This window comes from Gammaproteobacteria bacterium, from assembly GCA_036381015.1.
In the GTDB taxonomy this organism is placed as follows: Bacteria; Pseudomonadota; Gammaproteobacteria; order Steroidobacterales; family Rariloculaceae; genus ZC4RG20.
Genome location: DASVDR010000008.1, coordinates 122302 through 134743, shown reverse-complemented (window position 1 = coordinate 134743; position 12442 = coordinate 122302). Strand labels below are relative to the sequence as shown.

Below are 12442 nucleotides of genomic sequence, written 5' to 3'. Positions count from 1 at the left end.
AAAGGTGTCCGCAAAAAAAGTGTCAGACACCTTTTTTGCGGTCCATCGGGGCGAGGGTTCTGAAGGTGATCGAGTAGCGCAGGCTTTTCGTCGGCGAGATCGCGTGCTGCCACTTCCAGCGCGCCTCGCCCACCATCGAGTAGGCCGAGCGGGGGGCGAGATCGAGCGCGAAAACCGTCCGCCGGCTCGGGCCGGGCGGATACGGCCGAAAGCGCATCCGCGCCGGTCCGGCGAGCGAGACCCCCGCGACCCGCTCGAAGCTCGGCACGTCGCGATGCCAGCCGAGCGGCGCGCCGGGACGGTACTCGGCGACCAGCACGTGCCGGAGCTCCGCCGCGGGCACCCCGAGAAGCGGCGCTACGCGCTCGCGCAGCGGCTCGAGAAAATCGGGGACCGGTCCGGCGCGGACGAGCTCGTTGCTGTCGAAATCGTATTGCCCGCCATAGCTGACGATCCGGCGTTTTGCGCGCCAGGACTTGTATCGCGCCTCGTCGAACGGCAGCGTTCGGAGCGCCTCGAGCAGCGGCGCCTCCTCCGCTCGCGAAAGAAAGTCCGGAAGATACGTGAAGCCTGCGGGCAGCCGGCCCGTCGCATCGAACAGCTCCCGTTGCTGCGGCATTCGGCCGACGTTCCGATTCCGGCGAGAAGGTCGATATTGACGCGGCCGGGTCGGGCCGTCGAGCGGCGGGACGGCCGCCCGCCGGCAGTGGTCGGCAGGGGCCCGTAAGTTGTAGCATCGACCCGGCTCTACACCGCGCGCTCGCACGCCGCGCGTTACCGACGGAGGGATTCACCGATGAGACTCACCCGCGGGACGATGATCGTGACGGCCGTCTCGGCGCTTGCGGCCGCGGCGCCCGGGCTCGCGCTCGCGCAGCCGGGATTCGGCGCCGCGCAGGAGGTCCGCCTCCCCGAGCCCGGAAGCCCGCTCGTGCTCGACGCGGGCCGCCAGCAGATCAGCGTCGTGCTCGTGGCCGGCGGTCTCGTCGGGCCGTGGGACATCGAGTTCCTGCCGAACGACGAAGGCATTCTCGTCACCGAGAGCCCGGGACGGCTGCGGCTGATCCGCGGCGGTACGCTGCAGCCCGAGCCCGTCTGGGAAGTCCCGCCGCCCGGAGGCCGCGACGTGCTGCACGGCGTGGTCGCACACCCGGACTTCGACGAGAACCGGCTCGTGTACGTTTCCTACACGAAGGCCGACGACTCGGCAGCGGCGGCCGGCGCGTCGGCTTCGGGGCAACCGGGTGCGTCGGGTCAGCGGAATGCGCTTCTCACGCTCGCGATCGCGCGCGGCCGCCTCGAGAACGGCCGTCTCGTCGACACGGAAGAGATCTTCGCCGCGGACGCCTGGGAGACCGCGAGCAACGCGACGGCCGGTCGGATGATCTTCGGGCCCGACGGCTCGCTCTACGTCTCCGTCGGAGATCGCGACCGCCTCTGCTGCGGCCCGAACGACGACAACAGCATCCGTATCAAGGCGCAGGATCTCGGCAGTCACATCGGCAAGGTGCTGAGGCTCACCGACGACGGCGGCGTGCCGGACGACAATCCTTTCGTCGGCAGGGCCGGCGCGAAGTCGGAAATTTTCACGTACGGCAATCGCAACGCGTACGGATTCGCCTTCCATCCGGAGACCGGCGAGCTCTGGAGCGTCGAGATCGGCCCGAACGGCGGCGACGAGCTCAACATCCTTTTGCCCGGCCGCAATTACGGATGGCCGCTCGTCTCGCTCGGCCGCAACTACAGCGGCACGCGGGTGTCGGACCAGCCGTGGTATCGGCCCGGCATGGAGATGCCGGTGCTGCACTGGACGCCCGTGATCTCGCCGTCGAGCCTCGCGTTCTACACCGGCGACCGCTTCCCGCGCTGGAAGGGCAATCTCTTCGTCACCGCGCTGAGCGGCCAGCGGGTGGTCCGGCTCGCGTTCAACGAGCGTGGCCTGCTCGGCCGGCCTTCGCCGATGCTGACCGAGCTCGGCGTCAGATTCCGGGACGTGGAGCAGGGACCGGACGGCTATCTGTATTTCGCGACCGAGGTGCGCTACGGCAGCGGCAACCCGGACGGTACTGTCCTGCGCATCGAGCCGGTAGAGTCTTCGGAGTGATCGGCCGCGGACCGGCCGCACGAGGGTCGGGCCGCTTTGCCCCGAGGAGCAGGACGTGGACGCGCTCGATCCGCTCGATCTCTTCGCCGTCGACGCCGAGCTCGACGACACGCAGCGCATGGTGCGCGACACGGTGCGCCGCTTCGTCGACGAGAAGGCGTTGCCGATCATCGGCGAATGCTTCGCGGCGCACCGCTTTCCGCGCGAGCTGATCCCCGAGATCGCGAATCTCGGCCTGCTCGGAAGCTCGATCGACGGCTACGGGTGCGCCGGCCTCGACGCCATTTGCTATGGACTGATCTGTCGCGAGCTCGAGCGCGGTGACGGCGGCCTGCGCAGCTTCGTCTCCGTGCAGAGCTCGCTCGTGATGTACCCGATCCACGCCTTCGGCTCGGACGAGCAGAAGGACCGATGGCTGCCGGCTCTCGCCCGCGGCGAAGCGATCGGCTGCTTCGGGCTCACCGAGCCGCACGGCGGATCCGATCCCGCGAACATGACGACGCGCGCGCGGCGCGCCGGCGGCGATTACGTGCTGAACGGCGCGAAGATGTGGATCACGAACGGCGGCATCGCGGACGTCGCCGTGATCTGGGCGCAGACGGAAGACGGCGTGCGCGGCTTTCTCGTCGAACGCGGCTCGCCGGGATTCGAGGCACGCGACATCGAGAACAAGCTGTCGATGCGCGCGTCGGTCACGTCGGCGCTGTTCATGAACGACGTGCGCGTGCCGGCCGGGAACCTGCTGCCGGGCACGAAAGGCCTCGGGAGCGCGCTCCGCTGCCTGACCGAGGCGCGCTACGGCATCGCATGGGGCGCGGTCGGGGCCGCGCAAGCGTGCATTGCGGAGCTCCTCGACTACACGGCGTCGCGGGTTCTCTTCGGCCGCCCGCTCGCGCACACGCAGTCGATCCAGATGCGCCTCGCGGACGCGGCGCGGCGCATCACGGCGGCGCAGCTGCTCGCCCTGCGCCTCGGCCGATTGAAGGACGAAGGTCGACTGCACCCGACCCAGGTCTCGCTCGCGAAGTGGAACAACGTGCGCGCCGCGCTCGACGTCGCACGCGACTGCCGCGATATGCTCGGCGCCGCCGGCATCAGCGCGGAGCACGCGCCGATCCGGCACATGCTGAACCTCGAGAGCGTGATCACGTACGAGGGCACGGAGACCGTTCACGCGCTCGTCGTCGGCAAGGAGCTGACCGGCCACGCCGCGTTTTGACGCCGCGGACCCGGGAAACGGCATGACGAGACGCCTCGTTCTCTCGCGCTACGTTCTCGCCGTTCTTGCGCTGTGCGTCCTCGCCGCCGCCGCCCTTTCGATCGTCGCGGCGGCCCTCTTGGCTCCTTCCGGCCGCCCGCCCGAGCTCACGGCCGCCCGCCACTCGTCCCTGCTGATCGTGATCGACGGCCTGCGGGCGGACTACGTCACGCCGGAGCTGATGCCGAACTTGTACGCGCTCGGCGAAAGCGGCGTCTTCGGCGAGCGGCATTCGTCGGCCTTTCCGAGCGTGACACGCGTCAACAGCGCGTCGATCAGCACCGGCAGCTATCCCGCGCGCCACGGGCTGATGCACAACACGATGTTCGTCGCGGAAATGTCCGACGAGGCGTTCAGCACCGGAAGCGCGCGCAACCTGCGGCGGTTCGCGAAATTCGCCGGCGGCCGGCTGTTGACGGCGCCGACGCTCGGCGAGCTGCTCCACGCGCGGGGCTTGCGGCTGTTCGTCACCGGCTCCGGCGGCAGCGGCAACTCGCTGCTGCAAAACCCTTTCGCCGGCGGCGACAGCGGAATGGAGATTTGGACGCCCGGCCTGTTCGTCCCCGAGTCCGCCCGCGAGAAGGCGCTGCGCGCAGTCGGCGAGCTTCCGCCCGACGATGCCGGCCGCACCGTTTGGGCGTTCGACGCCTACCTGCGCGAAGCCGCGAGCGCAGCGCCGGCCGACGCCGTGATCCTGTGGATCCACGAGGTGGACGGCGCCGGACACCGCTACGGCGTCGGAGCGCCCGAGACTCTCGACGCGATCGCGCATGTCGATGACCAGATCGGCCGCCTCGTTGCGACGCTCGAGAGGACCGGCCTCGCCGACCGCGTCAATATCTTCGTCACCGCCGATCACGGCTTCTCGACCGACACCGGCAGCTTCAATGTCGCGCGCACGCTCCGCGGTGCCGGGCTCGGTGCGAACGATCTCACGGTCGTCGCCAACATGATCTTCATGCGCCGCGACGATCCGGCGGTTCTCGCGCGGGCGGTGGAAGCGCTGCAGCGCGATCCGGCCGTCGGCAACGTCTATACGCGCGCAGCCCGCCCCGGTTCCGACGAGGGCGTCGTGCCGGGCTCGCTCTCGACGTCCGTCATCCAGTGGGATCACGAGCGCGCCGCGGACGTGATCGTAACGCCCACATGGAGCGACGGCGTCAACGAGCACGGCTTCCGGGGCACGAGCTCCAGAGGCGGCCGGCCAGGGCACGGCTCCGACAGCCCCTACGAGCTCCGCATCCCGCTCGTTGCGAGCGGTCCCGACATCAAGAGCGGCGTGCGCAGCCGAGTGCCGACGGGGAACGTGGATTTCGCGCCGACGATCCTGCACCTCCTCGGCGTCGAGCCGCCCGAGGGCATGAGCGGACGCGTCCTCGAAGAGCTGCTGCGCGGGGGCCCGGCGCCGGGCGACGTCACCGTTCGCGAGCGCACGCACGAGGCAGCCGTCCGCTTCGAGGACGGATTCCGTTACCGAGCGGCACTCGACACTCTCGAAGTGGACGGCACGGTTTACCTGCGCGGCGCGCGGACGATCCGCGAACGGCCCCGTTCACCTCGAAAGACATCGCCCGCGCGCGGCTTCTAGCTTTCTGCGGCGCCGCGGCTGCGGTGCGCCTCGACGCGCGGCCATTCATCCATCGTGCCGGCAGCGGCCGCGACGCTTCGCCCGGGTGTTAAACTGCCGGTTTTCGCCCGAAGACCGTCAGGGAGAAGGGGACCGCGCCCAATGACTCATCGAAATCTCGAAGAAGCCCTGCAGGCGGCCGGCAATCCGGTGACCATGCTGCGCAACTCGCAAATCGGACCGTACGCGTTTCCGGTCGTGCCGAGCGAGTTCACGAACTGGCGAGACGAGCAACGCTCGTGGCGCGAGACGTGCGCGCTTTTCGATCAGTCCCATCACATGACCGATCTCTACGTCGAAGGCCCGGACGCGGAGAAGCTCCTTTCGAATCTCTCGATCAACACGTTCAAGGGCTTCGGCGTCGGCAAGGCCAAGCAGCTCGTCGCATGCAATCACGACGGCTACGTGATCGGCGATGCCATCCTGTTCCATCTGGATGAGCGCTCGTACAGCCTCGTCGGCCGCCCGCCGGCGGCGAACTGGGTGCAGTTCCACGCGGAAACGGGCGGGTACGACGTGACCGCCGAGCGGGACGAGCGCTCGGCCGTCAACCAGGGCCGGCGCAAGATGTACCGCTATCAGATCCAGGGGCCGAACGCGCTCGCCGTGATGGAGAAGGCCACCGGGCAGCCGGCGCCGGAGATCAAGTTCTTCAACATGGAGTTCGTCGTGATCGGCGGCTGCAAGGTGCGGGCGCTGCGGCACGGGATGGTCGGGCAGCCCGGCTGGGAGCTCTTCGGGCCGTGGGACGACGGCGAAGCCGTGCGCGCCGCGCTCCTCGAAGCGGGCCGCGACCTCGGCATCCGGCAGGTCGGCTCCCGCACGTATCCGACGAGCACGCTCGAGTCGGGATGGATCCCGTCCCCGCTCCCTGCAATCTACACGGGCGAGAAGCTCAAGCCGTACCGGGAGTGGTTGAGCGGAACGAGCTACGAGGCCATGGCCTCGCTCGGCGGCAGCTTCGTCTCCGACGACATCACCGACTACTACCTGACGCCGCACGATCTCGGTTACGGGCCGCTGATCAAGTTCGATCACGACTTCATCGGGCGCGAAGCGCTCGAGAAGCGCGCCGGTACGCCGAGCCGAAAAAAGGTCACGCTCGTCTGGAACGGCGACGATGTGGCCCGCGTCGTCGCCTCGCTGTTCCGCGCGAACGGGCCTGCTGCAAAATACATCGATCTGCCGCTGTCGAACTACGCCACCCTCCCTTACGACAAGGTCGTCGCAGGCGGGAAAACGATCGGCCTTTCGACCTACACCGGCTACACGTACAACGAGCGCGCGGTCGTGTCTCTCGCGATGCTCGACGAGACGTACGCCGAGGTCGGTCGCGAGGTGACCGTCGTGTGGGGCGAGGAAGGCGGCGGAACCACGAAGCCGACGGTCGAACGGCACACGCAGGCCGAGATCCGTGCCATCGTCGCGCCCGCGCCGCTCGGCGAGGTCGCGCGTACGGCTTATCGGCCGAAGTGACGTCCGCCCCGGGGGCCGTGGACCGTCGCGTCCCCGGCCCTCGCCGACCGCGCGAGCGGCCGCGGGGCGCGTCTTCGACCGCGCGGCCCGGACGGAGCCGATGCGCGGCGGCAGTTCACCGCGGCGCGGGACGGGGAAGCGGCATCACCGCCTTCGCGCCGGGCTCCGCCCAACGGGAGTCGCCGATGCGGCCGCCGCCAAGCAGATCGTCGAAGTATTCGATCGTGCGGCGCAGGCCCTCGTCGATCCCGACCTTCGGCTGCCAGCCGAGCCGCGCGGTCGCGAGCGCGATGTCCGGGCAGCGCCGTACCGGATCGTCGATCGGCGCCGGCATGCGCCGGAGCTTCGCCCGAGTGCCGGTGAGTGCGATGATCTTCTCGGCGAGCTCGAGCACCGTGAGCTCCGCGGTGCTCCCGAGGTTAACCGGCCCCGTGAAGTCGTCCGGGCTCGCCATCATCCGCAGCAGGCCGTCGATCATGTCGGTGACATAGCAGAAGCAGCGCGTCTGCGCGCCGTTGCCGTACACCGTGATCGGGCTGCCTGTGAGCGCCTGACGGATGAAGTTCGAGACGACGCGGCCGTCGTTCGGATGCATCCTCGGGCCGTAGGTATTGAAGATGCGCGCGACCTTGATCGCCAGCCCATGCTGGCGGTGATAGTCGAAGAAGAGCGTCTCCGCGCAGCGCTTGCCTTCGTCGTAGCACGCGCGCGGCCCGATCGGGTTCACCCAGCCGAGATACTCCTCCTTCTGCGGATGCACCCGCGGATTGCCGTAGACCTCGCTCGTCGATGCTTGCAGGATTAGCGCTTTCGTGCGCACGGCGAGATCGAGCATGTTGATCGCGCCGTGCACGCTCGATTTCGTCGTCTGCACCGGATCGCGCTGGTAATGGACGGGCGAGGCTGCGCAGGCCAGGTTGAAGATTCGGTCCACCTGGATATGGATCGGGAACGTCACGTCGTGCCGGATCAGCTCGAAGCGGGGATTGCCGAGCAGGTGAGCGACGTTCAACCGCGAGCCGGTGAAGAAGTTGTCGAGGCAGAGAACGATGTGGCCGTCGGCGATCAGCCGATCGCAGAGGTGCGAGCCGAGAAAGCCCGCTCCTCCGGTCACGAGACATTGAGCCTCTCGCGACGACAACACGGTCAGCTCCGGGCCGAGGCCCGCCTCCTCGTCGAACGGCGTGCGCCGCTCTCGGCCGCGCGCGCCGCGTCGTCGAGCAACGCGAGCGCGTGGCCGTCGACCGTGCCCGCGGCGTTCAAAACCGTCGACGGCACCTCCGCGTGATACGTGCCGGACGGCAGGATCGCGCAGCCGCCCCAACGGCGCATCAGCAGGTTCTGCACGAGCACGTCCTCGCCGGAATGGTAACGGGGCAGCTTGCGCCAGAACCCGAAACCGCCGACGTCGAGCAGCTTCTCGCGGTCGTAGATCACACAAGACGCGACCCAAGCCACCTTGTAGAGGCGATGCACGCCGGGCGGCAGCGCGAGGCTCGCGTGCCACGCGTTCGCCGCGCGGTGCAGGTGCGCGCGGCGCCACTCGGGCGTCGCCGGCCCGATCTGCTCCGGCTCGACCGGGCCGTCCCAGTAGTCGACGACTTGCTGCGCGGGCCGCACGTCGTCGCGGAACGAAAGCCCGGCCGGGAACGCGCCGACGAAGCCGCACCGCTCGGCTTCGAGCACGTCGAGCAAGCGCCGGCCGACCCACGGCTCCATGATCACGTCGTCGTCGAGAAAGAGCACGGCGGGCGCCCGTGCGCGGCCGAGCAGGAAATCGCGCTGCTCGGCGATCCCGTTCGACGGCCCGCGTTGATGCCATTCGACCTCGCCGCCCCGGGCCTCGATGATCCTGCGCAGCGTGCGCACGACCGGCGATTGCTCGACCGGGGGATCGCTCTGGTCCGCGACGACGATGCGCCGCCGGGCGAGGTCGTCCTGAAGCGCGACGCCGGCGAGCGTGTAGATCAGCGACTCGCGGCGGTCGATCGTCGGAATCAAGATGTCGAGCCCCGTCGCCATCAGAACGTGCCGTGATAGAGCGAGCAGGAACGACAGATGTCCGGCGGATCGTCGCTCACGAGCCGCGCACGGAAGGCCCGGTAGGCGGGCCCGTTCCAGACCGCGTCCGTGCCGCTCGCCGCGATGTCCCCGAGGCTCATCCGGTCCGGCGTGCCGATCATGCAGCACGGCATCGCAAGGCCCTGATGGCTCACGTAAGCCCCGCGCCACGGCCAGTCGCAGCCGGGCCGCGCCTTCGCCGTGACGCGCGGCAATCGGAGCTTCACGCCGGTCGCCGCGGCCTTGGCCCGGGCGGCGTCGAGCTGCCTCTCGACCCGCGCCGGCTCGACGCCGAGCAACGACTGGCGGGCGACGAACTCGCGCATCGGCGCGTACTCGCTCGGCAGCGTCCGCTCCCCGAAGTCGTGACAGAGGTGCTGCACGAAGACCTCCTCCACGCCCCACGCCGCGGCCTGCTCGACGAGCTCCGGCAGCTCGCGCAGGTTCTCGCGCATCGCGACGAAAACGATCACGACCTTCGGCCTGGGGCTGCCGAACGCGCGGCGCGCGGCGATCAAGCGCTCGAGATTCGCGACGACGCGCGCATACCGTGCGCGCACGCGAATCGCCTCGTACGTCGCGGCCGTCGCGCCGTCGAGGGACACGTGCAGCTCGGCGAGCCCCGACTCGACGCAGCGCTCCGCGCGCCGCTGGGTCAGCAGGGTCAGATTCGTGTTCGTCGTGACGTGCACGCCCTTCGCCGCGGCGTAGGCCACCATGTCGAAGAATCTCGGGTGCATCATCGGCTCGCCGAGGCCCTGGAGATGCAGTGCCGTCATCCGATTCATCTCGTCGACGATCCGCGTGAAGAGGGCGAAGTCCATGAACGCGGGGCCCCGGGTAGGAGCGTCCTTGCGGAACCCGACGGCGCACATGCGGCAGCGCAGGTTGCACTGACCGACGGGCTCGATCTGGACGTACTCCGGAAGCGCGACGGCGTGGACGGCGCTCATCGCGGCCGCCGTTTGCGAAAGACGCTCGCGCGGGATCGAGCGTCGGGCCTCGTATGGCGGGCGGCGAGAGTCACAGGAAAACCACCCTGAAGCGCAGCGCCCCGACCATCCGCCAGAACACCGCGATCGGCGGGATCAGCACCGACGTGACGATCATCTCGGCGATGTGCGGCGCGCGCTTCGTCGCGGGCCGCAGGCGCGCGATGCAGAAGCGGCCGGTCAGAAGCAGCCACAGCACGGCCGCGGGCGCCGCGACGGCGACGGCGCCCGACGCGGCCGCAAGCGCAGTGGCGCCGAGCGCGGCGACGATCGCGTAGTAGTCCCAGCGCGGCGTCGGGCGAATCCACTGACGGTACAGCTTGCGGTGCTTCTTGAAGAGCAGCGCGTCGTAGAGCACCTTCCTTTGCTGAAACAGGCTGACGCCCCAGGATGCGGTGCGGACCGGATGCACGACGAGCGCGTCCGGCACGTGCACGACGCGGGCGTCGCAATCGAGCAGCCTGAAGAAAAGATCGGAATCCTCCCGCCACGCGAGCTCGAACCGCTCGTCGAAGCCGCCGACGGCTTCGAGGATCGGCTTGCGGCAGAAGCAGTTCGCCGTCACGAACTGACCGCGAGCGAGACGCGCGGCGTCGACCTCGTAGTCGGTCGGGTTCGGCGGCAGCGGCACGACGATGGCGCCCCATGCGGCGTCGACGTCGGCCGAGAACGCGTCGAGCGCACAACGCAGCCACGACGGATCGGGCAGCGTGTCGTCGTCGGTGAAGGCCACGATCTCGGCCGCCGCCGCGCGCCAGCCCGCATTGCGCGCCGCGGCCGGCCCGCCGTGCTCCGGCTCGACGTAGCGGAGCGCCGGGCCTCCGTCGCGGTCGAAGCGCCGGCCCCACTCCGCCACGAGCCGGCGCGCCGGCTCGCTCGGACCGTCGTGCACGACGACGAGCTCGTAGTCGGCGGCGGGGAAGTCCTGCCGGGCGAGCGCGGCGAGGCAGCGCTCGAGCAATGCCGGCCGGTGGTAGCTCGGCACGACCACCGAGACGCGCGGTCTCACGCGGCCTCCTTCTCGAGCAGCCACGGCCCGATCACGAGCGCATCCAACGGCGACGTCCAGAAACACTCGATCGCGTCGTGCGGCGTGCAGACGATCGGCCGCCCACGCGTGTTGAGCGACGTGTTGACGAGAACCGGCACGCCGGTCCGGCGCCGAAACGCCTTCAGCAGATCGTAATAGAGCGGATGCTGCGCGCGGCTCACGGTCTGCACGCGCGCCGTGCCGTCGACGTGCCGAACGGCCGGGATCCGGTCGGCCTTGTCCGCCGCGACGTCGAACACGAAGAGCATGAACGGCGAGCGCTCGCCGTTCACGAACCACTCCGCGACGTCCTCCTCGAGAACCGCGGGGGCGACCGGCCGAAAGTCCTCGCGGTCCTTGATGTCGTTCAGGCGCCGCTGCATGTCGGGGCTGATCGGCGAAGCCAGGATCGAGCGGGCGCCGAGCGCACGCGGCCCGAACTCCATTCGTCCCTGGAACCAGCCGACGATCTTGTCGGCGGCGAGGAGCGCCGCGCACTCCTCGGCAACGTCGTCCATTCGCCGGTACAGCAGCTTGCCGCGGCGCAGCGACGACTCGATCTCGGCCGGCGAGAACTCCGGCCCGAGGTACACGTCGTCCATCCGGTAGCCGCGCGTGCCGCCGTTGTGGCGCCAGTCGATCCAGAGCGCCGCGCCGAGCGCCGTGCCGGCGTCGCCCGCGGCGGGCTGGACCCAGATGCGGCGGAAGAGGCCCGAATCGCGGAGCTTCGCGTTCATCACGCAGTTCAGCGCGACGCCGCCCGCAAGGCACAGGTTCTCCGCCCCCGTTTCGCGGCGCAGCCAGCCCGCGAGCTCGAGCACCGTCTCCTCGAGCACGAGCTGGAGCGAGCGAGCGACGTCGAAATGCCGGCGCTCGAGCGGCGCACCGGGCGGCCGCGGCGCTCCGAACCGCTCGACGAGGCGCGGCTCGCGGACCTCGTATGCACCCGCGGGGCCGGCGCGAAGGATGTCGCGGAACGCGGCCGCATGCCGAGGCTCGCCGTAGGAGGCGAGCGCCATCACCTTGTACTCGTCCGACGATCGCAGAAAGCCCAGGTAGTCGGTGACTTCCTCGTAGAGCAGACCCAGCGAATGCGGCAAAGGCACTTGCCCGAGGCGCCGGTATTCGCCGCCCGCATAGTGGCCGTAGCTCGTCGCGGTCCGCTCGCCTCGGCCGTCGAGCGTCATCACGGCGGCTTCGTCGAACGGCGACGCGAGAAACGCGCTCGCCTCGTGGCAGAGGTGGTGCTCGACGAAATGCCAATGCCAGCGTCTATCCGTCTTCGCGCGTCGAAAACGCGCACGCAGGCGATGCGGAACGCCGTTGACGAGCTGACGCTCCGCGTTGACGATGTAGGAGAGGAAGAGCGGTTCCCACGGGGCGAGCCCGGCGTGCCGATGCGCGCTCGGCTCGAGCGGCAACGAGATCGATTCGCCGTGCGACTCGAGCAGCAGGCGAGGGTCGTACGAATAGGCGACGCGATCGATATCGGCGAGCTCGATGCCGGCGTGGGCGAGGCAATAATCGATCGCGTGGTAGGGCAGCTCCCACGCGGTGAAAGGCAGGGGCCGCTTGCCGTGCTTGATGCGCGTGAACCGCTCGTCCTCCGCGGCGGCGATTACGCGGCCGTCCCGGACGAGGCAGGCCGATGTATCGTGGTACGCGGCGTTGATTCCCAGCGTGTACATCGGCCGGCCGCCCTCAATGAGCCTGTCTTCTTCGGCGCCGGGTGAGGGAACGGGCGGAGCGACGTGTTCGTCTCATTCGGGCCGGCTCGATCCTCCTTGCGGCCGTGCCTCGGACGCTTCTCGCTACGCGGCCGGCCTCTGGTTGGACGGACCCGGTGCAAGTCTTGTGCCAGCGCAAAAAGTCGAGGGAAACCGCGTTTGGCTGC

Annotated in this window: 10 protein-coding genes; 4 read left to right on the top strand and 6 right to left on the bottom strand. The window is 69.5% G+C overall.

Going from position 1 to position 12442, the window contains the following annotated elements; translation table 11 throughout:
- Positions 1–22: 22 nt before the first annotated feature.
- Positions 23–619, bottom strand: coding sequence for an alpha-ketoglutarate-dependent dioxygenase AlkB (locus tag VF329_02495; GenBank protein ID HEX7079866.1), 597 nt, complete (start codon positions 617–619; stop codon positions 23–25).
- A 177-nt stretch (positions 620–796) separates the two neighbouring features.
- Between VF329_02495 and VF329_02490 the strand changes: the two genes are divergently transcribed.
- From VF329_02490 to VF329_02475, 4 genes are all read left to right on the top strand, one after another.
- Positions 797–2104 carry a PQQ-dependent sugar dehydrogenase gene (locus tag VF329_02490; protein HEX7079865.1) on the top strand — a complete coding sequence of 436 codons (1308 nt, stop codon included), beginning with the start codon at positions 797–799 and terminating at the stop codon, positions 2102–2104.
- A 118-nt stretch (positions 2105–2222) separates the two neighbouring features.
- Positions 2223–3323, top strand: coding sequence for an acyl-CoA dehydrogenase family protein (locus tag VF329_02485; GenBank protein ID HEX7079864.1), 1101 nt, complete (start codon positions 2223–2225; stop codon positions 3321–3323).
- A gap of 22 nt (positions 3324–3345) precedes the next feature.
- The gene (locus VF329_02480) at positions 3346–4950 is read left to right on the top strand and encodes an alkaline phosphatase family protein (GenBank protein HEX7079863.1); all 1605 of its coding nucleotides are present in this window, start codon (positions 3346–3348) and stop codon (positions 4948–4950) included.
- A 141-nt stretch (positions 4951–5091) separates the two neighbouring features.
- On the top strand, positions 5092–6465 hold the full coding sequence (locus VF329_02475; protein HEX7079862.1) for an aminomethyl transferase family protein: 1374 nt from the start codon (positions 5092–5094) through the stop codon (positions 6463–6465).
- A 115-nt stretch (positions 6466–6580) separates the two neighbouring features.
- On the opposite strand, the gene VF329_02470 is transcribed toward VF329_02475, so the two are convergent.
- From VF329_02470 to VF329_02450, 5 genes are all read right to left on the bottom strand, one after another.
- The gene (locus VF329_02470) at positions 6581–7609 is read right to left on the bottom strand and encodes a UDP-glucuronic acid decarboxylase family protein (GenBank protein ID HEX7079861.1); all 1029 of its coding nucleotides are present in this window, start codon (positions 7607–7609) and stop codon (positions 6581–6583) included.
- 2 nt (positions 7610–7611) lie between these two features.
- Complete coding sequence (locus VF329_02465; protein ID HEX7079860.1) at positions 7612–8487, bottom strand: glycosyltransferase family A protein; 876 nt, start codon at positions 8485–8487, stop codon at positions 7612–7614.
- On the bottom strand, positions 8487–9479 hold the full coding sequence (locus tag VF329_02460) for a radical SAM protein (protein ID HEX7079859.1): 993 nt from the start codon (positions 9477–9479) through the stop codon (positions 8487–8489). The genes VF329_02465 and VF329_02460 overlap by 1 nt, the downstream gene beginning before the upstream one ends.
- A gap of 70 nt (positions 9480–9549) precedes the next feature.
- Positions 9550–10527 carry a glycosyltransferase gene (locus tag VF329_02455; protein ID HEX7079858.1) on the bottom strand — a complete coding sequence of 326 codons (978 nt, stop codon included), beginning with the start codon at positions 10525–10527 and terminating at the stop codon, positions 9550–9552.
- On the bottom strand, positions 10524–12236 hold the full coding sequence (locus VF329_02450; GenBank protein HEX7079857.1) for a carbamoyltransferase C-terminal domain-containing protein: 1713 nt from the start codon (positions 12234–12236) through the stop codon (positions 10524–10526). Before VF329_02450 ends, VF329_02455 begins: the two co-directional genes overlap by 4 nt.
- Positions 12237–12442 lie beyond the last annotated feature (206 nt).